This window comes from Rhodococcus sp. NBC_00294 (assembly GCF_036163995.1).
Taxonomy (GTDB): domain Bacteria; phylum Actinomycetota; class Actinomycetes; order Mycobacteriales; family Mycobacteriaceae; genus Rhodococcoides.
Genome location: NZ_CP108043.1, coordinates 4399591 through 4423591 on the forward strand (window position 1 = coordinate 4399591; position 24001 = coordinate 4423591).

A 24001-nucleotide genomic window follows, 5' to 3' on the forward strand; every position below is an offset into this window, starting at 1 on the left:
CGTGAACGCCGGGCGACGTCAGAGAGTCGGAACGGGCAGCACCTTGTCGATCGCCGCGAGAACCTCGGGGGCGTCCGGTTCGGTGCGGGGGCGGAATCGGCCCACGACCTCGCCGTCCGGCGAGACGAGGAACTTCTCGAAGTTCCACTGCACGTCTCCCGCGTTCCCCTCGGAGTCCGCGGTCTGCGTCAGGATCTCGTAGAGCGGGTGCCGGTTCTCGCCGTTGACGTCGACCTTCTCCATCAGCGGGAAGGTGACGTCGTACGTCGTGGAGCAGAACGTCTCGATCTCCTCGGCCGAGCCGGGCTCCTGGCCACCGAACTGGTTGCAGGGAACGCCCACGACCGAGAGTCCGCGGTCCGCGTACTCGCGGGCCAGCTTCTCCAGCGTCGTGTACTGCGGGGTCAGGCCACACTTCGAGGCGACGTTGACCACGAGCACCGCGCGGCCGCTGTACTCCTCGAGCGAGGTGGGAGCGCCGCCGAGAGTGCTGATGCCGACGTTCTGCAGTTCTGTCATGGGCTCACAGTACCGGCCGGTAACCCGTGAGCACGAGAGCGGGCGCACCCTCCCTGCGTGGAGGATGCGCCCGCTCTCGGTCGGTGCGTGCGGTGCTAGTTCTTCACGAGGTCGGGCTTGGCTTCCGGATCGCGGGCCTCTCCGTGTCCGTCGTCCACCATCGTGGTCTCGTCGAACGGGAGCTTGCCACCGAGGACGTCCTTGACGCGCTCGTTGTCGATCGTCTTCGTCCAGGTGCCGACCAACATCGTGGCGACGGCGTTGCCCGAGAAGTTGGTGACGGCGCGAGCCTCGGACATGAACCGGTCGATGCCGACGATGAGGCCGATGCCGTCGAGGAGCTCGGGGCGGTGGCTCTGCAGACCACCGGCGAGCGTGGCCAGTCCGGCGCCGGAGACGCCGGCCGCGCCCTTGCTGGCGATGATCATGAACAGCAGCAGCGAGACCTGCTCGCCGATGCCGAGCGGGTTGCCCATGGCGTCGGCGATGAAGATCGAGGCCATCGTCAGGTAGATCGCGGTGCCGTCGAGGTTGAACGAGTAGCCGGTGGGGACGACGACGCCGACCGTGGTGCGCTGCACTCCGACGTGCTCCATCTTGGCGATGAGGCGCGGCAGCGCCGACTCGGAGGACGAGGTGGCGACGATGAGCAGGTACTCGCGGGCCAGGTACTTGACCAGCTTGAAGATCGAGACGCCGGACACGAAACGCAGGATCGTGCCGAGGATGCCGAAGACGAAGATGGTGCAGGTCAGGTAGAAGGCCAGCATGAGGGTGGCCAGCTGGACCACGGCCTCGAAGCCGGTGTCACCGACGACCTTGGCGATGGCGCCGAAGGCACCGATCGGGGCGAGCCACAGGATGCCGGCCAGGATGCGGAAGACGAGCTTCTGGATCGAGCCGATGCCGCGGAGGATGCCCTCACCCTGCTTGCCCATGGCCTGCAGGCCGAAGCCGACGAGCAGCGCGACGAAGAGGGTCTGCAGCACGCTGCCCTCGGTGAGCGACGACAGCAGCGACGTCGGGATGATTCCCTGGAAGAACTCGAGGGTCCCTCCGGCCTCTGCGGCTGTTCCGGCGAGCTCCGCACCGGCTTCCGGATCCGCCTGGATGTTCAGGCCCGAACCGGGCTGGATCAGGTTGCCGACGATCATGCCGATGGCGAGGGCGAAGGTCGACATCGCGATGAAATAGCCGAGGGCGAGGCCGCCGACCTTGCCGACGCTGGCCGCGGCCTTGACCGACCCGATGCCCAGCACGATGGTGCAGAAGATGACCGGGCTGATCATCATCTTGATGAGGGACACGAACATCGTTCCCAGGACTCCGAACTCGGACGCGAGGTCGGGAGCCGCCAGTCCGAGGACCACACCACCGATCACGGCGACGATGACGGCGCTGTAGAGCCAGTGGGTCTTGTCCCGCTTCTTCTTGGGCGGAGGGGTCGCGTCGTACGGTACGGCGTCGGTGCTGGCGGTCATGGTTGTCCTTACGATCGTGGCGTGAGGTGGATCACGCTTGTCTGAATGGAATGGTGGTCCATGAGCGTGACCCGAGTCACCAATGAGTTCATTTCGTTCATGTGTACAGCGGTCACGCGCACGTCGTGAGCAGAACAGTCGAACCCGGAGGAACCCCGTGAGCAGCACGAACACCCGGCGACGCCGCAGCGTGGCGCGGCAGCTCCTCGTCGGCCAGCTCGCGGTCGTGGTGCTCCTCGTGACGCTCGGCGGCGCTCTCGCTCTCGTCGACGCCCGCCGGGACAGCGACGAGAGCATCCGCCGGGAGGTCGTCGACATCGCCGTCTCGATCGCGACTGCCCCGTCCACGGTGACCGCACTCGCGAGTGCGGATCCGACGGCCGCGCTGCAACCGGTGACCGAGCGCGTGCGCATCGCGACGGGGATGGACTTCATCGTCGTCATGTCGCCCGACCGCACGCGTTTCACCCACACCACCACCGAGCTGATCGGCGGGCAGTTCACGGGCACGATCGACCGGGCGCTCGCCGGCGAGACGTTCACCGAGACGTACCGCGGATCTCTGGGACCGTCGATCCGCGCCGTCACGCCCGTGCTCGACGACGGCCGCGTCGTGGGGCTCGTCTCCGCCGGGGTCACCCGTCAGAAGATCTCCAGTCAGTTCGTCGCCGGGCTCCCGGCAGTCCTCGGCATCATCGCGGCGGCACTCGGCGTGGCCCTCGCGGCGTCGTACTTACTCAATCGGCGGCTCAGTCGTCAGACCCTCGGGCTCGCGCCCGACGAACTGCGCAGCATGTACGAGCACCACGACGCCGTCCTGCACTCCATCGGCGAGGGGCTGGTGGTGTGGGGCGACGACTCGGAGGCGGAGCTGGTCAACGACGAGGCGCGGCGGCTGCTGGACCTGCCCGAGGGTCCCGTGACGCGCGAGCGCCTTCCGGAATCGCTGCGCGGACTGGGCGACACCGCCGTTCGCGACGAGATGCACCTGACGACGACGCGTGTCCTCGTGGTGACCCAGGACCCCGTCCTGCACGGGTCCCGCCGGCTCGGCACGGTGACCGTGCTGCGCGATCACACCGAATTGCAGCGTGTCATGGGCGAACTCGACTCGATGACGTCCTTCGCCGAGTCGCTGCGCTCGCAAGCGCACGAGTCGGCGAACCGTCTCCACACCGTCATCACGATGGTCGAACTCGGCCGCACCGAGCAGGCGGTCGAGTTCGCCACCCAGGAACTCGAGCTGTCGCAGAACCTCATCGACCGGCTCATGAGCACGGTGCAGGAACCCGCGGTCGCAGCACTGTTGCTGGGCAAGGTGAGCCAGGCCGCCGAGCAGGGCGTCGAGCTCACGGTCACCGAGGACACCGCCCTCACCGACACCGAGTCCTTCGACCGACGCGAATTGGTCACTCTCGCCGGAAATTTGATAGACAATGCGATCGATGCAGCGAAGCAGTCGGACGAGCCGTGGGTGGAGGTGACCGTGCGCGAGAGCGAGACGGACCTCGTGATCCAGGTGGCGGACAGTGGACCGGGAATGGACGCGGACGCCCTGGCGAGAGCACGGACCCGCGGTTACTCCACCAAGTCCGGCTCGCGGGGCCTCGGTCTCGCGCTGGTCACCCAGGTGGTCGAACGCCATCACGGGACCCTGACGTCGGAGACGACCTACGGATCGGTCGTCACCGCGAGCATCCCGCATGAGTGAGGCACCCGGTCCCGACGACACCACCATCCGCGTGCTGATCGTCGAGGACGAACCCCTGATCGCGGAAGCCCATTCGAGCTACGTCGGTCGTGTCCCCGGCTTCACCGTGGGTGCGATGGTGCACACCGCGTCGGGCGCCATGCGCGCGGCGTCCAAGGCCATCGCCGACGGGTCGCCGTTCGATCTGGTCCTGCTCGACATCGGGCTGCCGGACGCCAACGGCATCGACGTCGCCGCCGCACTCGGTGGACTGCGCCCCGGACCCGACGTCATCGCCATCACCTCCGAGCGCGACCTCGCCGTCGTGCGCAACGCCGTCGCGCACGGGGTGGTGCTGTACCTGCTCAAGCCCTTCACCTTCGCGGCGTTCCGGGACAAGCTGGAACGGTACGGCGAGTTTCGCAGCGCCCTGCGCGACGGCGAGTCGGCGGTGAGTCAACGCGACATCGACCGCGCCATGGCCTCTCTGCGCACCGCGGACGAGCGCGCCGCCTCCCCCAAGGGCATCGCTCCGGCGACACTCACCGAGATCTCGAACAGCGTGCGGGCACAGCCCGAAGGACTCGGGGCCTCCGAGGCAGCCAAGGCCGTCGGCGTCTCCCGGGTGACGGCGTGGCGCTATCTCGAACGGCTCGCCGACGACGGGCTCGTCGAGCGGCACACCGAGTACGGCAGGGCCGGACGGCCCCAGGTGCGGTACCGCTGGCGGTGAGTCAGCCCAGCGGGACCGTGCGCTCCAGGAACGCGATCTGATCGGCCACCACGCGCTCGAACGGGTCGCCGACATAGATCTCGAAATGGCCGTACGGGTACACCTCGATCTGTCCGCGAGGCGCCTTCGCCGCATGGCGCAGGGTCGCCTTCGTCGGTGCGACGGTGTCCGGATCGCACACGCAGAACAGCACCGGCGCGGTGATCTTCTTCGCCGCCCGGCCGGGGAAGTACCGGGTGATGGCGAGTGCGAACCGAGCCGCCACCTCGTTGGAGAAGGCGGAACCGGGGGGCTGCAGACCGAGGTACCCGTCGAGCGCATCGGTGCTGGCCATCAGTGCGACACCACGGTGTTCCGCGGCGAGCGGCACCATCACGGGAGGCTTGCCCCGGAGCGATCCGACGATGTCCCGGACGGCGAGCGGGGTGATCCTGAGCGTCGTGCTCAGCGGCGTGGCCAGGGCCGACGCGAGCCCGTCGGTGAACGGGCACTGGGAGATCACCGCGGCGACCCGGCCGTCCCGAGCGGCGGCCTCGAGGACGTGGCCACCACCGAACGAGGACCCCCACAGCACCACTCGGGTCGGATCGATCCCGTCGATCGTGCGGGCGTGCGCGATGGCCGACGCCCAGTCCTCGAGTTGGAGCCTGATGTCGAGGAGCTGCCGTGGCTCGCCGCCACTGGCGCCGAAGTGGCGGTAGTCGAACACCAGGCACGCGTAGCCGGCAGCAGTGAAGCGCTCGGCGTACGCGTCGAGCCGCATCTCGCGGACACCGCCGAGACCGTGAGCGAGGACGACGATCGGCTGCCGCTCGCTCGGTGTGTCCGGACGGTACAGCCACGCCGCACAGGTGGCGTCCCCGGACACGAACTCGACATCACGACGTTCACTCACTGTGGCCCCCGACCGTCATTCGCTGCAGTCCACCCCCCGGCGAACGCCGTCAGCTTGCCGTATCGCGGCCACCCGTGGCAATCGCACCCGTGCGTTCGATCACCCACGCGTACTCGAAGGCGATCTCCTTCCACTTCTCGTATCGCCCGCTGACCCCGCCGTGCCCGGCACTCATCTCGGTCTTCAGCAGAATCGGCTCGCTGCCGGTGTTCTTCACCCGCAGAGCGGCGATCCACTTCGCGGGTTCGACGTAGAGCACGCGCGTGTCGTTGATCGAGGTGATGGCCAGGACGGCCGGGTAGTCCTTCTCCGCCACGTTCTCGTACGGGCTGTACGACTTCATGTAGTCGTAGACGTCTCTGTCCTCCAGCGGGTTTCCCCACTCGTCCCACTCGATCACCGTGAGCGGCAGCGACGGGTCGAGAATGGACGTGAGCGGATCCACGAACGGGACGTTGGCGAGGATGCCCGCGAACAGTTCGGGTGCGAGGTTGGCCACCGCTCCCATGAGGAGGCCGCCCGCGCTGCCACCGTCGGCCACCAGACGATCGGGAGACGTCACCCCGGTGTCGATCAGATGCCGTGCGCACGAGACGAAGTCGGTGAACGTGTTCTTCTTGTGTAGCATCTTGCCGTCCTCGTACCAGAGGCGGCCCATCTCCCCGCCGCCGCGCACGTGCGCGATGACGAACACGATGCCCCGATCGAGCAGGGACAGTCTCGACACCGAGAAGCCCGGGTCCATGCTCGCCTCGTACGAGCCGTACCCGTACAGCAACGTCGGCGCGCCGCCCTCGGACACCTCGACGTCGACGCGCTGGATCACCGAGAGCGGCACTCGCGTGCCGTCCTCCGCCGTCGCCCACTCCCTGGTCTGGGTGTACCGCGTCGGGTCGAAATCGCCGAGCACCGGCTGCGACTTGCGCAGGATGCGCTCGCCAGAGGCCAGGTCGTAGTCGTAGACGCGCGAGGGCGTGATGAACGAGGTGTAGCCGAAACGCAGCAGCGGTGCGTCCCACTCCGGATTCGAGCCGAGACCCACCGAGAACAGTTCCTCGTCGAACTCGAGCTCGTGACGCTCGCCGTAGCCGCTGTCGAGCAGTGGCCACAAGGCCATGCGCGGCACGGCTTCCCGGCGGTACGACAGCACCAGGTGGTGCGCGAACGCGTCGACGTCCTCGAGCCGCACGTCGTCGGCGTGCTCCAGGAGAATCGTCATGTCCGACGGGTCCTCCACCGGCGCGTCGGCCAGGACGAAGTTCTCCGCCTTCACTCCGTCGACGACGTCGTTGTGCAGGATCAGGAACCGGTCGCGGCCCGCGACCACGGCGTGCTCCGCGCTGTACTCGACGCCGTCCCTGCGCGGCAGGATCACGTGGAACTCGCCCGTCGGATCCTGCGCGTCGAGGTACCAGCCCTCGGTGGTGACCTTCGACCCCACCCAGATCACGAGGTACTTCTCGCTGCGCGTGGATCCGAAACTGACCCAGTAGGACTCGTCCGGCTCGTGGAAGACCACCACGTCCTCGGACGTGGGCGACCCGATCCGGTGTCGCCACACCTTGTCCGGACGCCACGAGTCGTCCACGGTCTGATAGAAGAGGTACTGCTGATCGGCGGACCAGGTCGCTCCGGGAGCGGTCTGCTCGATCTCGTCCGGGAACAGCTCTCCGGTACGAAGATCCTTGATGCGCAACGTGTACCGCTCGTCGCCGGCGGTGTCGACGGAGTACGCGAGCAGGTGTCCGTCGTCGCTCAGGGAGAATGCGCCGAGCGAGAAGAAATCGTGTCCTTCTGCCAGCACGTTGGCGTCGAGGACGATCTCCTCGCCGGGGACCTCGACACCCGGTTCGAGCGCGGGCGGCGTCCAGTCGTCCACCGAGGCGACCGGGCAGCGGCACTGCATGCCGTAACTCTTGCCCTCCAGCGTGCGCCCGTAGTACCACCAGAGTCCGCGGCGCGTGGGCACCGACAGATCGGTCTCCTGTGTGCGCGACTTGATCTCGTCGAAGATCGCCGTGCGCAGCGGCTCCAGGTGGGCCGTCTGTGCCTCGGTGTAGGCGTTCTCCGCCTCGAGGTACGCGACGACCTCGGGATCCGACTTCTCCCGCAACCACTCGTACGGGTCGACGACGACGTCACCGTGGTGGGTGCGCGTGTGCGGAACGGTCTTGGCGATCGGTGGTGTCGTCTGCTGCGCGTCGTGCGTCTGCATGTCGGTCACGGTCGTACCCAATCGTCGAAGGAGAGACCCGAGAGTCGTTCGTACGCCTCGACGTAACGCGACCGGGTGCGGTCGGCGATGTCGTCGGGCAGCGGCGGGGGCGGTGCATCGCCGTGGCGGTCCCATCCGGACTCACCGGTCAGCCAGTCCCGGACGAACTGCTTGTCGAAACTCGGCTGCGCCTGCCCCTCGGTGTAGCCGTCGAGCGGCCAGTACCGGGACGAGTCGGGAGTCAACACCTCGTCGGCGAGGACCACCTCGCCGTCGTCGTCGACACCGAACTCGAACTTGGTGTCGGCGAGGATGATTCCGCGTCCGGCGGCGAACTCCGCGGCGCGCGCGTAGATGTCGAGCGTGGCCGAGCGCAGCTTGTCCGCCGTGTCGGCTCCGACCAGGGCGACCACGGAATCGAAGTCGATGTTCTCGTCGTGATCGCCGATCGCCGCCTTGCTGGCGGGGGTGAAGATCGGCTCCGGGAGCGTGCTCGCCTCGGTGAGACCGTCCGGGAGCGGAACGCCGCACACCGCACCCGTCTCCCGATAGTCGAGCAGCCCGGACCCGGTGAGGTAGCCACGGGCGACACACTCGACCGGTGCCATGCGCAGCGCGCGCACCACCAGCGCGCGGCCGAGCACCTCCTGCGGGATCCGCGGATCCTCCGCGTCTCCGGCGAGGTGATCGCGCACGCCGAGAGTGTCGAAGAAGAACACGCTCATCGCGGTGAGCACGCGACCCTTGTCAGGAATGGGCGTCGACAGCACGTGGTCGTACGCGGAGATGCGGTCGCTCGCCACCAGGAGCAGATGGTCGTCGTCGATGCGATACAGGTCGCGGACCTTGCCGGCCGCCAGATGGGGATACTGCGAGAGAGAGGGGCGCACGACGTTCGAGCGTAGTCGTGCCGCGCATCGCGGTGGTGGCGGTGTCTGGCAGTGTTCGGAGGGACCCTCGGTACCGAGGCGAACGAAGGAGTGTGGCGGGTGACGACGACGGACAGGGTGCAGGTCGGATTCCGGTCCGAACGAGGCCCGATCCTGGCGGCGCTGATGCTCTGCAACTCGCTCGTCGCCCTCGACTCGACGATCATCGCCACGTCCGTCCTCACCATCGTCGACGACCTGGGCGGCTTCTCCCAGTTCCCGTGGCTCTTCTCGATCTATCTGCTCGCACAGGCCGTCACCGTGCCGGTCTACGGCAAGCTGGCGGATCTCTTCGGCCGCAAGCGTCTCGTCCTGTTCGGCATCGCCGTCTTCGCGATCGGCTCGGTGCTGTGCGGGATCGCCTGGAGCATGCCCGCCCTCATCGTCGCCCGGGCGATCCAGGGCGTCGGCGCGGGCGCGATCCAACCGATGGTGCAGACGATCGCCGGCGATATCTACACCGTGCGCGAGCGCGCGAAGGCGCAGGGCTACCTGGCCAGCGTGTGGGCGATGTCGTCCATCGTGGGTCCCAGTCTCGGCGGCATCTTCTCCGAGTTCCTCTCGTGGCGCTGGATCTTCTTCGTCAACATCCCGCTGTGCCTGGTCGCGGCGATGATGCTGATCCGCAAGTTCGACGAGACGGCGAGGCCGTCGACGCGGCAGAGCATCGACTACGTCGGCGCCGCGCTGCTCACCGTCGGCGCGGGCGCCCTCATCCTCGGGCTGCTCGAGGGTGGTCAGTCGTGGGCGTGGACGTCGGGAGCGAGTGTCGCGGTCTTCGCCGTCGGAGTGGCCGGGCTCGCCGCCTTCGTGCTCGTCGAGAGACGCGTCGCGTCCCCCGTGCTGCCACTGTGGGTGCTGACGCGTCGCGTCCTGGTCGCCACGAGCGCCGTGGGCGCCGTCATCGGCGCCGTCGTGCTCACGCTCACCACGTACGTCCCGACGTTCGTCCAGGGCGTACTGGGGCTGAGCGCACTGGCGGGCGGCTTCACCCTCGCACCGCTCCTGCTGTCGTGGCCGCTGATGTCGTCACAGTCGGGTCGGGTGTATCTGCGCATCGGGTTCCGGCGCACCGCGGTCATCGGTGGGTCGATCGTCACGGCCGGTTCGCTGCTCACACTGGGATGGACCACGACGTCGTCGGTGTGGGAGATCTGCGTCGGGTGCCTCGTGATCGGAGCCGGGATGGGGCTGATCGCGGGCCCTGCGCTCATCGCGGCGCAGTCGAGTGTCGACTGGTCCGAGCGCGGAGTGGTCACCTCCACCAACACGTTCGCCCGCAACCTCGGCAGCGCCGTCGGCATCGCGGTGTGCGGGGCCATCGTCAATGCCACCGTCGGAGACGACGCATCGCCGACCGAACTCGGCGACGGTCTGCACATCGTGTTCTACACGGTGATCGGCGGAGCGGTCCTGCTGCTGATCGCCGCGCTCGCGATGCCCGGTGGCCGTATCGCCGATCCCGAGAAGAGCTAGAGGCCGACGCGCTCGAGGAGTGCCTCGAACTCGTCCTGCGCCTGCGCTTCCGACTTGCCCTCGCGCAGAGCGCGCTTGTAGCCCGCGAGCGCCATCGCCTCGTACCGCTTGTAGGAGGCCAGCCACTCCTCGGCGCGCTCGCGCCAGTATCCGATGACCGAGCACTCACGGGTGCTCATGCCCCACTGCTTGCGCACGTGGGAGCGCACCACGCGGGACGCGCCCGCCTCACCGGCGAACCACACGTATCCGGAGCCCGCGGGACGCTCGTACGACGCGACCGCATCGGGGAGAACGCTCGGCATCACACCGTTGCCGGTACCCACGCGCCAGTCGACGGTGACGTCCGCCGCCGTGTCGAACGACTGGATGTCGGCGGGGTCGAGGACCTCGAGCACGACGTGGGTCCGCAGCCCGGCCGGTGCCTGTTCGAGTGCTCGGGCGATGGCCGGCAGACCCGTCTGGTCCGCCACGAGCAGTTGCCACGCGGCGTCCTCGGGACACCGGTACCAGGAGCGGGGGCGCGAGAGGACGACGCTGTGGCCCGGGCGCGCCAGCCGCGCCCAGTTCGATGCGACGCCGCTCTCGTGCAGGACGAAGTCGATGGTCAGCGTGTCGTCGTCGCGCATGCGGACGGTGTAGTTGCGGCACTCCGGCCGCGTCGCCGCGTCGTGGTAGCCCCACACGCCCTTACAGCAGGTCATCGGCGGCAGGACGTCGTCGACGGCGGGCGGGAAGTACACGGTCACGCACTCGTCCGGTGCCTCGACGCCGACGTACCGTTCCACCCACGGGCCGCCGAGAACGATGCGCACCATGCTGGGCGAGATCGCCGTCGTGGACAGCACCGACGCCGGATAGAAGCCCGGTTCCGCATCGAGCGTCGCGGCGTCGAGTTCGAACGCTGTCGACATCGGACCTCCTCGCCTGCGGCACGCTCGGGGGATCGAGCGACTGTAAGGCGAGCCTAACCATGCCTGGCGGCGGAGTGCAATGGGGCCGGTCACAGACAGCTGTGACCAGCGCGTCACGATCTCACGAGAGCCGCGTCAGGATCCCGAGCAGTCCGGCACGTCGACGGTGGCGGTGCCGGGGAGCGTCGCAGGCTGGAGCGGCACCCGCGCAGCACCCGGCGCCGTCGGCTCCACGAGGTCGAGGACGAGGGTCTTGGTCTGCCCCGGCTCGACGACGAACGGCGTGTAGAAGAACGGATGGCCCCGTTCCTGCCCGGTGAGCACGAACACCTGCTGACCATCGATCGACGCCTTCGTCAGCGTCGACCCCGTCGTCGTGAAGACCGACACCACCGATCGATTGGTTCCGGGGGGACCCTCGTACGCGGTCGTCTCGTTCTGACGTCCGGCGATGTACGTCGGGTACTCCTGCGGCGGAGCCGTGTTGGTCACGGAGGCGGTGATCTGGGTCGTCCGGGTGTCCCCCTCGCAGGACGTCGCGGTGTAGGTGATGTCTCGCTCGAGGTAGTAGTCGAGCTTGCCACCGGCACCGTTGTTGACCACCAGCGCGGCGTACGGCGCGGGATCGTCCGGCACCTCGTGCGCGATCTTGGTTCCGGAGAGCACACTCTGGATCGCGGGGTCCGCGCTCCAGACGGCGGTGTGGCCCTCGCTGACGCCACGTCCGATGGCGTCGAGAAGTCCCGCAGGATCGTTGATTTTGCCCTCCACCTTGGAGAAGACGCGGGCCGCGATCTGCTGCAGGTAGTCCTTGCGCGCGAGGTTGTCGTCGGCGAAGCGGAAGTACGCCTCCGACTGCGTCAGGTTCACCACGTTGTCCGACGTGACCTGCTCGCCGTCGGCGAGAGTCACCGGGCCGACCACGCCGAGGATGTAACTCAGCGCGACCGGGTCGGTCGCCAGCACACCGTCGACGGACTGACCGGACTCCTGCTGCCAGATCGACCGGAGGATCTCCCCCGTGTACGGGAAGTGAGGACTCACATTCGCGTTCTGCCAGTTGGCCGTCGCGTTGTACTGGTTGCCGTACGCCTTGGCGAAGTCGGGCCCCAGATCGATCGGGTCGTAGAGGGCACCGAGCTCGCTGTTCTTCGCCAGTGCGTCGAGCGAGATCTTGCCCCGGTCCGCGTCGATGATGGCGAATCCACCCATGAGCCCGCCGGTACCGCGCGACTCGGCATTGGTCTGGAACGCCAGGAAGTAGCTCTTGGGTGAGTTCTCGCCGAGCATGTCCGGGAGGATCTTCGACGCCAGGCTGGTGTTGGTGAGCAGCCCGGACAGATCGTCCAACTGCGCCTTCAGCGAATCACCGGCCTCGGTGACCTGCGGTAGATAACTGTCGGTGTCGATGGACTCCGCGCGCTGGTTCAGTGCGGTCGCCGAGGCGGACACCTGCTCGAGGGTCGGCGACGCCTCGCGCAGCGCACCCAGATCGATCGTGCCGTCGTCGGCGCGCAGTTCACTCGGGTTCAGCACCGCACCGACGTCGACCGCGGGCTGAAGGACCTCGGTCGTGAGGTCGTGGACGAGTCCGGTGAGCGGACCCACGACATCGAGAGGGGAGCCCACACCCGGAATGGCGGCGACGGCCTTCCAGATGGGCGACTCGGTCGCATCCAGCGCATCTGTCGACGCGGCGGTCGCGTCCGCGACGCGCTCACGACCCTCGTCCGCGTTGCCGGCCAGGATCGCCGACCGTGCCGCGAGTGCATCGTCACGGGCGGAGCTCAGCCCCTTGTACGCCGTGTAGACGGTCCACCCGAACCACGCGACCAGAGCCAGGAGGACGACGGCCACGATCCACACCCAGATCGGGACCCGCCGTCGCCGTGCCGTCGTGGTTCCACCGAGCTCATTCGACACGACAATCCTCTGCTCGTTCTCGGACCGATATTCGGCAGGAGTGTATCAATGGCGTTGTCGACTGTCGTTTCGTCGGACTCAGGGTCGTCCGAGACCGCGATAGTGCCACCCGGCAGAACGCCACATATTCACGTCGAGGCAATTGCGTCCGTCGATGATTCTGCGTTCTCGCACCACGCCCTCCAGATCGGCGGGAACCAGCTCGCGGAATTCACGCCATTCGGTGAGCACGAGTACCACGTCGGCCTTCGCGCACGCCTCCAGCGCAGAGCTCGCGTACCCCAGCGTGGGGAACAGCGCGCGCGAGTTGTCGTTGGCCTTCGGGTCGTACACGGTCACACCGGCACCCTGAAGTTGCAGTTGCCCAGCGACATTGAGAGCCGGCGAATCGCGGACGTCGTCGGAATCGGGCTTGAAGGCGGCACCCAGCACCGCGACCTGAGCTCCCAGCAGAGTTCCCACGGTGTCGCGCACGACCTCGACCATGCCGGTGCGACGACGCATGTTGATGTTGTCGACCTCGCGCAGGAAGGTCAGCGCCTGATCGGCTCCCAACTCACCGGCACGGGCCATGAATGCGCGAATGTCCTTGGGCAGGCAACCGCCACCGAAACCGATCCCGGCGTTGAGAAATTTGCGTCCGATTCGATCGTCGTGACCGATTGCGTCGGCCAGAACGGTGATATCGGCGCCTGCCGCGTCACAGACCTCGGAAATAGCGTTGATGAACGAGATCTTCGTCGCGAGAAATGCGTTGGCCGACGTCTTGACCAATTCGGCGGTGGCCAGATCGGTCACGATGAAGGGGATCCCCTCGGCGAGCAGGGGCGCGTAGACCTCGCGCGCGACCTCCTCCGCGCGCCGAGGACGGTTCCTGTCGACCCCGAGCACCAGCCGGTCCGGGTGCAGCGTGTCCTCCACGGCGTGACCCTCGCGCAGGAACTCCGGGTTCCAGGCCACCTCGAGGTCCTCGCCTGCCGGCGAGAGCGCATGGGCCATCGTGCCGAGTCGCTCCGCCGTGCCCACGGGGACCGTGGACTTGCCGAAGAGGACAGCGGGTCCGGTGATCAGCGGTGCGAGGTTCTCCACCACCGAGTTCACGTACGTCACGTCAGCGGCGTACTCGCCCTTCTTCTGCGGCGTGCCCACCGCGAGGAAGAAGATGTCACCGAACGCTGCAGCGTCCGCGTACGACGCGGTGAAGCGCAGGCGGCCCGCTGCGATGTTGCGCTGCAACACTTCCTCGAGCCCGGGCTCCCAGAAGGGCACCTCCCCCGCCTCGAGCTTGGCCAGCTTGCTCGGGTCGACATCGACCCCGAGGACGTCGTGTCCGATCTCGGCCATGCACGCAGCGTGCGTGGCGCCCAGGTAACCCGTTCCGATGACGACAACTTTGCTCACATGACGAACCGTAGGGTCTGACGGCCGTCACTTCCACCGGGAGACCGCCCCGTCGTCACGGTTCACATCACAGAATGGGAGCCGGTGTGTACCGAGCCGCCTCCGGGTTCGCGTCGACCAGTGTCTGCACCGCGGCGACGACCGCAGCGACCTGCGCGTGCGCGGCGCCGATGAACGCCGACCGATCCGCCAGCGCCGTGTCGAGTGCCGCGCGGTCGAGCGGCAACCGCTCGTCGGCCGCGAGTCGGTCGAGGAGGTCCGGTTCCCTCCCCTGCTCCCGCATCGCGAGAGCGACGGCCACGGCATGCTCCTTGATGGCCTCGTGGGCGGTCTCCCGACCGACGCCTGCGCGGACGGCGGCCATGAGCACCTTGGTCGTCGCCAGGAAGGGCAGATAGCGATCGAGCTCGCGGGCGATCACCGCGGTATAGGCACCGAACTCTGCGAGCACGGTCAGGAAGGTCTCCATCATCCCGTCGATGGCGAAGAATGCGTCCGGCAGCGCGACACGACGCACGACGGAACAGAAGACGTCGCCCTCGTTCCACTGTGCGCCGGCCAGCTCCGCGGCCATGGACCCGTAGCCGCGCAGGATCACCTGCAGGCCGTTGACGCGTTCGCAGGACCGGGTGTTCATCTTGTGCGGCATGGCCGACGAGCCCACCTGACCCGGCTGGAAACCCTCGGTCACCAGCTCGTGTCCGGCCATCAGACGCACCGTGTGGGCGAAGGAGGACTGCGCCGCACCCACCTGCACCAGCGCCGACACCACGTCGTGGTCGAGAGAACGAGGGTAGACCTGGCCGACACTCGTGAAGACGTGGGCGAAACCGAGATGCTGCGCCACCGCGCGTTCGAGGGTCTCGAGCTTGTCGGCATCGCCGCCGAGCAGATCGAGCATGTCCTGGGCCGTCCCCATCGGACCCTTGATGCCGCGCAGCGGGTACCGGTCGATCAGCTCCCGGAGCCGGGTCAACGCCACCATCAGCTCGTCGGCGGCCGACGCGAACCGCTTGCCCAGCGTCGTGGCCTGCGCCGCGACGTTGTGGCTGCGGCCGGCCATGACCACCTCGGTGTACTCGGCCGCGCGCTCGGCCAGACGCGCCGCGACAGCCACGCCGTGCCCGTACACGTGTTCCATCGACCGCAGGATCTGCAGCTGCTCGACGTTCTCCGTCAGATCGCGGCTGGTCAGACCCTTGTGCACGTGCTCGTGGCCGGCAAGGGCGTTGAACTCCTCGATCCGCGCCTTCACGTCGTGACGAGTGACCCGCTCTCGATCCGCGATCGACTCGAGATCGACCCGGTCGGCCACTCGCTCGTAGTCCGCGATGGCCTCCGCCGGGACGTCGACACCGAGATCGGCCTGCGCTCGCAGCACGGCAATCCACAGCTGACGCTCGAGCACGATCTTGTGCTCGGGTGACCACAGACGGGCCATGTCGGGACTGGCGTAACGGTGGGCGAGGACATTCGGGATACGGCTCACGAGCGGCCAGTTTACGGCCCGAGAGCACGTTCCCCTACTGCGCGACCGTCCTCCGGACTTCCCGCGACAACGGCGCGTGACGGTCCACCGCATCCAGCAGGACGTCCCGCACGCGTGACCGCAGGTCCGCCCCGTTCTCCCCCAACGCGCCCATCACGACACCGTCGACGAGAGCCAGGAGCGGGCGGACGTGGTCACGGTCGGTGGGCCGACCCGCGGCGGACAGCACGTCGGACAGCATGTCCTCCAACTCACCACGCAGCCGGCAGTGCAGTTCCTGCAGCTGCGGATGCCGCGCCGCGGCCAGCACCCGCTCGTAGCGCGCCACCATCAGGTCCCGCCGGACCTCGTCGCCGTCGTCCGGACCCACGAGCAGGTCGACCACCAGGTCCACCGTGTCCGCGGTGTCCAACGCAGCCGGCGCGAATGCGGTCATCCGGTCGCGGATCATCGCGATCTCGCGGACCCCGTTCAGTTCCGCGGCGTGCGTGACGAGGTCGTCCAGGGAGTCGAAGTAGTAGGTCGTCGACGCCAGCGGAAGCCTGGCCCTCGCCGCGACGCTCCGGTGCCGCACGGCGTCGTACCCTCCGGCCAGCAGAAGATCCGCTGCGGCCGAGATGAGGGCCTCGCGCCGACGCCGACCCTTGGGCGTCGAGCGGGGAGCGGAGCCGGTCGACATGCGTACACATGCTGCCACCGGCGCTTCTCCCCCGTGCGCCTTTTGCGTATCCCTGGATGCGCAAAAGGCGCACGGGGGCGCAGCCTACTACCGCAGTCGCGGGGTGAGCCGACGCAGCGCCTCGGTGATGTCCTCGGTCGCACCGGCGAAGGAGAAGCGCACCGTGTGGTGACCGTGCACCGTGTCGAAGTCCGCACCCGGGACGACGGCCACGCCGGTCTCGTTCAGGGTGTCGGCGCACCATCGGAACGAATCGTCCGTCAGGTGCCCGATGTCGGCGTACGCGTAGAAGGCGCCGTCCGCGGGAGCGAGCCGGGTGATGCCGGCATCACGGAGACCGCCGAGCAGTTCCTCGCGGTTGCGGGCGTACCGCCGCACGTGACCGTCCAACTCGGCGAGGGACTCGTCCGTGAAGGCGGCGACCGCGGCGAGCTGCGAGACGGTCGGCGGACACACCGTCATGTTCGAGGCCAGCCGCTGGACCGCTCGGGTGAGCGAACGCGGGAGCACCATCCAGCCGAGACGCCAGCCGGTCATGGAGAAGTACTTCGAGACCGACCCGATCGAGACGGCGCCGTCCGAGAACTCCCGAGCGCTCCGGCACTCGACGTCGCCGTAGGAGATGCCGTGGTAGATCTCGTCGGAGATCAGCAGCGTGCCGTGCTCGTCGCACCATCGCGCGAGCGCGGCCAACTCGTCGGGATCGATGATCGTGCCGGTCGGATTGGCCGGACTGGCGATGATCAGTCCCTTCGGAGGTTCGGGGAGCGCATCGAGCATCGCGACCGTCGGCTGGAAGCGCACGTCCTCGCCGCAGTCCAGCTCGACCACGCGACACCCCAACGCGGACAACGTGTTGCGATACGCGGGATAACCGGGTCGCGCCATCACCACGGTGTCGCCGGCGTCGAACGCCGCGAGGAACAGCAACGTGAACGCACCCGACGACCCGGTGGTCACCACGACGTCCTCGGCCTCGATGACGACCTGCGATCGCCTCGACAGGTAGGCGGCGATCGTCGCCCTCAGCCGCGCGGTACCCAACGTCTCGGAGTAGCCGATCACGTCGTCGTCGAGCGCCGTGCGCATGGCAGCGAGGACCGGCCCGGGCGCACGCGTGGACGGCTGTCCGGCCGCGAGGGACACGACGTCGCCGTGAGTCTCCTGGCGGCGCGCCGCAGCGGCGAACACGTCCATGACGCGGAACGGCTCGATACGCGAGCGCGCGGATTCCTCGACCATCGTCAGGAGGGGATCGAGATCCGGCCCTCGACGGCCGAGAGTCCGATGTCGGTGCGGAAGTGGCCGCCGGTCAACGACACTCGCGCCATGATGTCGTACGCCTCGGTGCGGGCGGCGGCGAGATCGGCCCCGGTGCCGACGACGCTGAGCACGCGGCCCCCGGCCGACACGAGGCCACCGTTCCTGCCGTGCGCCGTCCCCGCGTGCAGCACGCCGGGGTTCTCGGCGCCGGTGATGGCGTCTCCGGTGCGCGGTCGGCCGGGATAGTTCTCGGCGGCGAGCACGACGGTGACCGCCGAACCCTGCTTCCACTGCAGCGGCGGCAGGTCCGCCAATGTTCCGGTGGATGCCGCGTACAGCGCCGCACCGAGCGGTGAGTCGAGCAGTGCGAGCACGGCCTGGGTCTCGGGATCACCGAAGCGACAGTTGAATTCGATGACCGCGGGGCCCTCACCGTCCACCGCGAGGCCCGCGTAGAGCAGGCCGGTGAACGGGCAACCCCGTGCCACCATCTCCGCTGCCACGGGCGCGACCACCTCGTCGACGATGCGCTGGACCATCGAGTCGGGCAACCACGGCAACGGTGTGTAGGCGCCCATCCCGCCGGTGTTGGGCCCGGTGTCGCCGTCTCCGACGCGCTTGTGGTCCTGAGCGGGCAGGAGCGGCACCACGGTCTCGCCGTCGACGAGACAGAACAGCGACACCTCCGGGCCGGACAGGAACGATTCGAGCAACACGGGATGGCCGAGTTCGAGGAGCTCGGCGGCGTGAGCGCGCGCGGTGAGGCGGTCCTGCGTGACGACGACTCCCTTGCCCGCGGCCAGTCCGTCGTCCTTCACCACCCACGTCGGCCCGAAGCGGTTGAGGGCGGCATCGAGCAGTGCCGGCGTGTCCACCACCTCGCTGGTCGCGGTGCGGACCCCGGCCGACGCCATGACGTCCTTCGCGAACGCCTTGGAACCCTCGATCCGGGCGGCCGCGGCGGACGGACCGAAGCAGGCGATCCCGGCCTCGCGCACCGCGTCGGCGACGCCGAGCACCAGCGGTACCTCGGGGCCGATGACGACAAGATCGGCGCCGCGCTCGCGAGCGAGCGACACGACGGCCTCCCCGGAGGCGACGTCGACGGGGTACGTCTGGGCGACGGTCTCGATGCCGGCGTTGCCGGGTGCGCACATCACCGCGCTCACCTCGGGGTCCGCCGCCAGGGCGATCAGCAGGGCATGTTCACGGGCTCCGGAACCGATGACGAGTACTCGCACGAGAGCAGCGTACTGGCCACGACCTCTGGACCAGCGCGCCCGTTCGCGCTATGGTAATTCCGGAATTACGGAATAGCCGAACGATGCGACCCGAGGAGAACCGATGATGCGCACTCTCACCGCCGTGACCGCGGCGTCGATTCTGCTGGCCGGGTGCTCGTCCGCACCGCCGAGCACGGCCGAGCCGACGTCCACCACGACGTGCGCACCGGCCCCCGTTGCGGACATGACCACACCCGACGGCTGGATCGGCTTCGCCGCCGAGCACCCGGAATCGGTGTCCTTCGCGGTGGACGACGGGCTCGGACACACCGCCGAGCACGACGCGGACACGCCGCACCCCCTCGCCTCCGCCGTGAAGGTCGTACACCTCGGTGCCTACGCCCGCGCCGTGGCCGACGGCACGCTGGACCCGGACGAACGCATCCCTGTCGCCGACTGGCAGCGGTGGTACGCACCCGGCACGGACGGCGGTGCCCACATCGCGGCTCTGAATCGCCTCGGCATCGCGAACGACGGAACATCGCCGACGGATCCGGCCGCGACGGTGCGGCTCGACGACATGGTCACCGCGATGGTGCGTGAGAGCGACAACGGAGTGCCCGACTACCTCCGGTACCGCCTGGGCGACGACGCGTTGCGGGACGCCGCCGCAGCGGGCGGGTGGAGCGACTTCACACCACCCACCCTCGTCGGCGTCACGCTCGGCGCCCTCGACGCGACCGTCGACACGGACGATCTGTGGTCGCTCGCACAGCGGTTCGCCTTCGACGCCGACTTCCGCGCGACGTACGGAACGACTGCGCGACCGCGCGACGAGACAAAACTCCTCACGTACTTCGATCGGTTCGGCCCGACCGGGACGGCCGCCGAGCTCGCGCGATTCCACACCGCCGTCGCCGACGGTTCCTACGGCTCGGGGGTCGGCACCGTCAGGCGCCACCTCGAATGGCAGGACCCGCCTGCGGACGCCGGGTTCGTGGCCATGGGGTTCAAGGGCGGAAATCTGCCCGGAGTTCTCACGCACGGCTTCGAGTTCCGCCGCGCGGACGGCGCCCCCGCCGTGGTGGTGTGGCTGAACCATGGTCTGACCGCAGCCGAGTACGAGTCCGCGACGACGAACCTGACCCAGCATCAGACGCTGCTCCTCGAGGCTGCGGCGGATCCGGCGACAGTGGGGCGGCTAGCCTGCATCTCGTGAGCGAGCTGGAGGCACGCGTCGCAGCCCTGGAGGCTCGGGTCGCGGCGCTCGAGGGGGACCCCCGACAGACGGCGGCGTCCACCGGGGGCCTCGTGTCCTACTCGGGTGACGTCCATCTGGCCGGCGACGTCACCTGGTCCATCGAGTACGTGCCCGACGCCGTGCTCGATCTTCCCCCCGACCGGGCGGTCGAGGTGCTGGCGGCGCTCGGCCACCCTGTGAGGCTCGCCGTGGTCCGCGCACTGTTGCGCGGTCCCGCGGTCGCCGCCGATCTGCAGGCGGCGGTGGGACTGTCGTCCGTCGGTCAGCTCTATCACCATCTGAAGACCCTCACGTCGGCGCGGATCGTCGAGCAGCACGGCCGGGGCGACTACCGGCTCGCCGCACGCACCGTCGTGCCCGCGCTGGTGCTGATGCTCGCCTCGGCCGACATCGCCGGAGAACTTCGCTGATGTGAGATCCCGGTGCAGTGGACCGTGGTCAGCACGGTTCACTGCACCGGATCCGGGTCAGGCGGTGAGGTCGTACAGTGTCACGCCGTCCACGGTCTGGGCGGTGAAGGTCGCGGTGACCCACTCGCTGATCTCCGCCGAGGTACCGGACGCACCGCCTCCCATACCGCCGCCCGCGATGAACCAGTGGATCTCACCGTCGGCGACGTGCTGCTGGAACTCGGCCAGCGTCGGGGAGGGATCGCTGCCGTTGAAACCACCGATCGGCATGACCGGGTCCTCGGTCGCCAACTGGTAGCCCGACGCGGCATTGGACCCGATCGCCGCGGCGACCCAGGTGTACGAGTCCGAGTTCTCCTCGAGCAGGGCGACCATCTCGGCGCTCGGAGTACTGCCATCGAGCAACCCGCCCATGCCGCCGCCACCGTCCGCGCCACCCGGCATCTGCGCGGCGCCACCCGGGAGCTGACCGGGCGCACCCGTCGGCGCCTGTCCCCCGGCGGGCATCCGGCCGGCACCGCCGTCGCGCATGCCGCGCCCGCCGTCCATGCCGCCACGCCCGAAGCCGCCACCGGTGTTCGGCCCGGCCGTGACGATGGAGCCCTGATGCGGTGTCGCGATGGTGTTCGCGGCGTAGGCGGTCGGTCCTGCGAGTCCCGCGATCACCGCCGCCAGAACCGTGACCGCGGCGAGCCTGCCGCGAGTCAGCCGCGGAACGAGCAGCCCCACGACCGCGAGCACACCGACCAGCACGACGACGACCTTCAGCCACGGAACGAAGGATGCGCTGCGGGACAACAGGATCCAGGACGTCACCACGGTCGCGACCACCGTCGCGGCGAGAACGATGCGTGCGACGAGGCGCTCGCGGGCCCGCCAGAGCGCCACGCTGCCCATGCCCACCAGCGCCGCGACCGCCGGCGCCAGCGCCACGGTGTAGTACGAGTGGAAGATGCCGGCCATGAAGCTGAACGTCAGCCCGGTGACCAGGAGCCACAGTCCCCAGACGATCAGCGCAGCGCGCCGAAGGTCGGTACGAGGAGCCCTGCCGCGCAGCACGATCGCCGCGATTCCCAGAATCAGCGCAGCGGGAACGAGCCAGGCGATCTGACCGCCCTGCGAGGCGTCGAACATCCGCAGGATGCCCGTCTCCCCCCACATTCCGCCGCCACCACCACCGCCGCCGCCGGGCGTGACCGAACCGGTCTCCTCACCGTTGAGCCGACCGAGACCGTTGTATCCCAGCGTCAGTTCGAGGATCGAGTTGTTCTGCGACCCACCGATCCACGGCCGCGACGACGCCGGCCAGAGTTCCACGACGGCGATCCACCATCCGGCCGACACGATCATCGCGCCCAGCGCGGCACACAACTGCAGGATGCGCCGTCGCAGCGACACAGGCCCGGCCAGGAGGTACGTCAGCGCCAGAGGGGGAACCACCAGCATGACCTGCAGCTGCTTGGTCAGGAAGCCGAGTCCGACCATCGTGCCGACGACCACGAGCCACCGGGTGCGACCGGTCTCGACAGCCCGCATCATCGCCCACACCGCCGCGATCATGAGCAGCACCAGCAGCGCATCGGGGTTGTTGAAACGGAACATCAGTGCCGCCACGGGAGTCAGCGCGAGAACCAGTCCTGCGAGCAGTCCGGCGGCCGGTCCCCACTGTCGCCGTACGGTGCGCCACAGCAGCGTCACGGAGGCGACACCCAGCAGGACCTGCGGCACGAGGATCGCCCACGAGTTCAGCCCGAACACCCGGACGGACAGTTCCATGAGCCACAGCGACATCGGCGGCTTGTCGACGGTGATGGAGTTCGCGGCATCGGAGGAGCCGAAGAAGAACGCCTCCCAGGACTGCGAACCCGCCTGCACCGCAGCGGAGTAGAAGGAGTTGGCCCATCCGTTGCTGCTCAGGTTCACGAGGTAGGCGACAGCAGTTCCCAGGATCAGGGCCGCAGCGGCCCATGGTTCCCAACGAGTACGGACCGGGCGCGGAGCCCCGTCGTGCACGTGATCTTCCGGGGCGGTGAGGAGGGTGGTCACGAGGTGGACTCCATCTGACGAGTGCGGGCGGAGGATGCAGCCCGGAAGACCCAGCGCAGCGCGACGAAGCGCGTCACGGTGGCGACCAGGTTGGCGAGAACGAGAACGAGGAGCTCGACGTGCTTGGACGCACCCGGAGCCCACTCGTGCAGGGCGACGAGAGAACCGGCGGTGACGAGCCACCCGAAGGCGAACACCGCGAGACCCTGAAGATGATGCGCCGCAGCCCCGTCGGAGCCTCGGACCCCGAATGTGAAGGCTCTGTTGGCGGCGGTGTTCAGCACTGCGGTGACGAGGAGCGCGACGAAGTTGGCGCCCTGCGCGCCGAGGATCGTGTGCAGGATCAGGTACAGCACCGCGTAGGCGACAGTGCTGGCGACGCCGACGAGCGCGAACCGCACCAGTTGACCGATCATGCCGACGGGCACTCCCCTCAGTTCGGAGACCTCGGTGGTGGAGGCGGTGGACGACAGGGGTCCACGACCCAGGCTGAGACGCAGGTCCGCGATCGGGAGGGCGCCGGTCGCGAGCGCACGCCCGACGCGCCAGCAGCCCTTCAGATCGGCCAGTGCGGTGTCGACGATGTCCACGCTCGAGTCGGGATCGTCGACCCAGTCGACGGGCACCTCGTGAATGCGGAGACCGACACGCTCCGCGAGGACGAGCAGTTCGGTGTCGAAGAACCACCCGGTGTCCTCGATCAGCGGAAGCAGTTCCCGGACGACCTCGGTGCGCGCGGCCTTGAACCCGCACTGAGCGTCGGAGAATCTGGTCCGCAGACCCGTGCGGAGGAGGACGTTGTAGGTGCGGGAGATGAACTCTCGCTTCGCCCCTCGCACCACTCGCGAGGACGAGGCGAGCCGGGACCCGATCGCGAGATCGGAATGGCCCGATGCCAGCGGAGCCAGGAGGGGCACGAGTGCACCGAGATCCGTCGACAGGTCGACGTCCATGTACGCGACGATGTCGGCCTCCGACTCCGTCCACGCCGCCTTGAGCGCGCGACCGCGACCCTTGTCGTCCAGATGTCGCACCGAGACACCGTCGAGCTCCCGGGCGAGGCGCTCGGCGATCGACCGTGTCGCGTCCGTGCTCGCGTTGTCGGCGACGGTGATCACCGTCGACCAGGGAGCGTCGGCCCGCAGGAAGGCGTGCAGCCTGCGGACACAGGCTTCGAGCGCGGCCTCCTCGTTGTACACGGGCACCACGAGCTCGACGGTCACCGTCCGCGCCGCACCCCCACTCGGCCCCGGCTCCGGCCCGCGCCCGCGCCCGGGCCCACGGCCTTCCCGCCCGTCACCGGCCGGCCTCCGGCCTTCCCGCCCGTCACCGGCCGGCCTCCGGCCTTCCCGCTCCACCACTGAGTTGGTTGTCATGCACCGAACACTCGTGCGCCGCCCCGGGACCGACCCGGGGCGAACCCGGGAAGTACCCGGGAGCCGATGCGGAGCCGA

General features: G+C 68.7%; 19 protein-coding genes. 5 read left to right on the forward strand and 14 right to left on the reverse strand.

Features of this window, described 5'->3' with window-relative positions; genetic code table 11:
• Nucleotides 1-18 precede the first annotated feature (18 nt).
• Together OHB23_RS20635 and OHB23_RS20640 are read right to left on the reverse strand one after the other, a co-directional pair.
• Nucleotides 19-519, reverse strand: coding sequence for a glutathione peroxidase (locus OHB23_RS20635; RefSeq protein WP_027504309.1), 501 nt, complete (start codon nt 517-519; stop codon nt 19-21).
• A gap of 95 nt (nt 520-614) precedes the next feature.
• Nucleotides 615-2000 carry a cation:dicarboxylate symporter family transporter gene (locus tag OHB23_RS20640; protein ID WP_204866173.1) on the reverse strand — a complete coding sequence of 462 codons (1386 nt, stop codon included), beginning with the start codon at nt 1998-2000 and terminating at the stop codon, nt 615-617.
• A 157-nt stretch (nt 2001-2157) separates the two neighbouring features.
• Here OHB23_RS20640 and OHB23_RS20645 point away from each other — a divergent pair, with 157 nt between their 5' ends.
• Nucleotides 2158-3711, forward strand: a complete 1554-nt coding sequence (locus OHB23_RS20645) for a sensor histidine kinase (RefSeq protein ID WP_027504311.1) — start codon at nt 2158-2160, stop codon at nt 3709-3711.
• On the forward strand, nt 3704-4423 hold the full coding sequence (locus OHB23_RS20650) for a response regulator (protein WP_037184018.1): 720 nt from the start codon (nt 3704-3706) through the stop codon (nt 4421-4423). The genes OHB23_RS20645 and OHB23_RS20650 overlap by 8 nt, the downstream gene beginning before the upstream one ends.
• Nucleotide 4424: 1 nt before the next feature.
• Here the strand turns inward: OHB23_RS20650 and OHB23_RS20655 are convergent, their stop codons facing one another.
• The 3 genes from OHB23_RS20655 to OHB23_RS20665 are packed head-to-tail and all read right to left on the reverse strand — an operon-like array spanning nt 4425 to nt 8423.
• Nucleotides 4425-5318 (reverse strand): alpha/beta hydrolase, encoded by an 894-nt coding sequence (locus tag OHB23_RS20655; RefSeq protein ID WP_328810296.1) that lies wholly within the window; start codon nt 5316-5318, stop codon nt 4425-4427.
• A gap of 49 nt (nt 5319-5367) precedes the next feature.
• Nucleotides 5368-7533: a S9 family peptidase gene (locus OHB23_RS20660; protein ID WP_328810297.1), complete on the reverse strand. Its 2166-nt coding sequence runs from the start codon at nt 7531-7533 to the stop codon at nt 5368-5370.
• 5 nt (nt 7534-7538) lie between these two features.
• The gene (locus OHB23_RS20665; RefSeq protein WP_056446672.1) at nt 7539-8423 is read right to left on the reverse strand and encodes a phosphoribosylaminoimidazolesuccinocarboxamide synthase; all 885 of its coding nucleotides are present in this window, start codon (nt 8421-8423) and stop codon (nt 7539-7541) included.
• 99 nt (nt 8424-8522) lie between these two features.
• Between OHB23_RS20665 and OHB23_RS20670 the strand changes: the two genes are divergently transcribed.
• Nucleotides 8523-9938, forward strand: coding sequence for an MDR family MFS transporter (locus OHB23_RS20670; RefSeq protein ID WP_328810298.1), 1416 nt, complete (start codon nt 8523-8525; stop codon nt 9936-9938).
• Here OHB23_RS20670 and OHB23_RS20675 read toward each other — a convergent pair.
• The 7 genes from OHB23_RS20675 to purD all read right to left on the reverse strand — a co-directional run bounded on the left by OHB23_RS20675 (nt 9935) and on the right by purD (nt 18848).
• Complete coding sequence (locus tag OHB23_RS20675) at nt 9935-10852, reverse strand: siderophore-interacting protein (RefSeq protein WP_328810299.1); 918 nt, start codon at nt 10850-10852, stop codon at nt 9935-9937. The two genes, OHB23_RS20670 and OHB23_RS20675, sit on opposite strands and share 4 nt — an antisense overlap.
• A gap of 135 nt (nt 10853-10987) precedes the next feature.
• The gene (locus tag OHB23_RS20680; protein ID WP_056446666.1) at nt 10988-12775 is read right to left on the reverse strand and encodes a DUF4012 domain-containing protein; all 1788 of its coding nucleotides are present in this window, start codon (nt 12773-12775) and stop codon (nt 10988-10990) included.
• Between the two features lie 78 nt (nt 12776-12853).
• The gene (locus tag OHB23_RS20685; RefSeq protein WP_285187721.1) at nt 12854-14176 is read right to left on the reverse strand and encodes a UDP-glucose dehydrogenase family protein; all 1323 of its coding nucleotides are present in this window, start codon (nt 14174-14176) and stop codon (nt 12854-12856) included.
• Nucleotides 14177-14243: 67 nt separating this feature from the next.
• Nucleotides 14244-15665 (reverse strand): adenylosuccinate lyase, encoded by a 1422-nt coding sequence (purB, locus tag OHB23_RS20690; protein ID WP_328810300.1) that lies wholly within the window; start codon nt 15663-15665, stop codon nt 14244-14246.
• A 34-nt stretch (nt 15666-15699) separates the two neighbouring features.
• The gene (locus OHB23_RS20695; protein ID WP_027504321.1) at nt 15700-16344 is read right to left on the reverse strand and encodes a TetR/AcrR family transcriptional regulator; all 645 of its coding nucleotides are present in this window, start codon (nt 16342-16344) and stop codon (nt 15700-15702) included.
• 87 nt (nt 16345-16431) lie between these two features.
• On the reverse strand, nt 16432-17586 hold the full coding sequence (locus OHB23_RS20700; protein ID WP_328810301.1) for a pyridoxal phosphate-dependent aminotransferase: 1155 nt from the start codon (nt 17584-17586) through the stop codon (nt 16432-16434).
• A 2-nt stretch (nt 17587-17588) separates the two neighbouring features.
• The gene (gene purD, locus OHB23_RS20705; RefSeq protein WP_056446650.1) at nt 17589-18848 is read right to left on the reverse strand and encodes a phosphoribosylamine--glycine ligase; all 1260 of its coding nucleotides are present in this window, start codon (nt 18846-18848) and stop codon (nt 17589-17591) included.
• A 103-nt stretch (nt 18849-18951) separates the two neighbouring features.
• On the opposite strand from purD, the gene OHB23_RS20710 reads away from it, so the two are divergent.
• Both OHB23_RS20710 and OHB23_RS20715 read left to right on the forward strand, forming a co-directional pair.
• Nucleotides 18952-20049 (forward strand): serine hydrolase, encoded by a 1098-nt coding sequence (locus OHB23_RS20710; RefSeq protein ID WP_328810302.1) that lies wholly within the window; start codon nt 18952-18954, stop codon nt 20047-20049.
• Nucleotides 20046-20501 carry an ArsR/SmtB family transcription factor gene (locus OHB23_RS20715; RefSeq protein ID WP_056446646.1) on the forward strand — a complete coding sequence of 152 codons (456 nt, stop codon included), beginning with the start codon at nt 20046-20048 and terminating at the stop codon, nt 20499-20501. Before OHB23_RS20710 ends, OHB23_RS20715 begins: the two co-directional genes overlap by 4 nt.
• Before the next feature lie 57 nt (nt 20502-20558).
• On the opposite strand, the gene OHB23_RS20720 is transcribed toward OHB23_RS20715, so the two are convergent.
• Entirely contained in the window at nt 20559-22547 is a 1989-nt protein-coding gene (locus tag OHB23_RS20720) for a glycosyltransferase family 39 protein (protein ID WP_442972998.1), read from the reverse strand.
• Nucleotides 22544-23923 (reverse strand): bifunctional glycosyltransferase family 2/GtrA family protein, encoded by a 1380-nt coding sequence (locus OHB23_RS20725; RefSeq protein ID WP_328810303.1) that lies wholly within the window; start codon nt 23921-23923, stop codon nt 22544-22546. Before OHB23_RS20725 ends, OHB23_RS20720 begins: the two co-directional genes overlap by 4 nt.
• Between the last annotated feature and the right edge of the window lie 78 nt (nt 23924-24001).

Bases quoted from the DNA above. Each gene is read 5' to 3' on its own strand.
- OHB23_RS20650 (WP_037184018.1), top strand. From the start codon at position 3,704: ATGAGTGAGGCACCCGGTCCCGACGACACCACCATCCGCGTGCTGATC.
- OHB23_RS20640 (WP_204866173.1), bottom strand. From the start codon at position 2,000: ATGACCGCCAGCACCGACGCCGTACCGTACGACGCGACCCCTCCGCCC.
- OHB23_RS20695 (WP_027504321.1), bottom strand. From the start codon at position 16,344: ATGTCGACCGGCTCCGCTCCCCGCTCGACGCCCAAGGGTCGGCGTCGG.
- OHB23_RS20725 (WP_328810303.1), bottom strand. From the start codon at position 23,923: ATGACAACCAACTCAGTGGTGGAGCGGGAAGGCCGGAGGCCGGCCGGT.
- OHB23_RS20660 (WP_328810297.1), bottom strand. From the start codon at position 7,533: ATGCAGACGCACGACGCGCAGCAGACGACACCACCGATCGCCAAGACC.
- OHB23_RS20710 (WP_328810302.1), top strand. From the start codon at position 18,952: ATGATGCGCACTCTCACCGCCGTGACCGCGGCGTCGATTCTGCTGGCC.
- OHB23_RS20635 (WP_027504309.1), bottom strand. From the start codon at position 519: ATGACAGAACTGCAGAACGTCGGCATCAGCACTCTCGGCGGCGCTCCC.
- OHB23_RS20675 (WP_328810299.1), bottom strand. From the start codon at position 10,852: ATGTCGACAGCGTTCGAACTCGACGCCGCGACGCTCGATGCGGAACCG.
- OHB23_RS20700 (WP_328810301.1), bottom strand. From the start codon at position 17,586: ATGGTCGAGGAATCCGCGCGCTCGCGTATCGAGCCGTTCCGCGTCATG.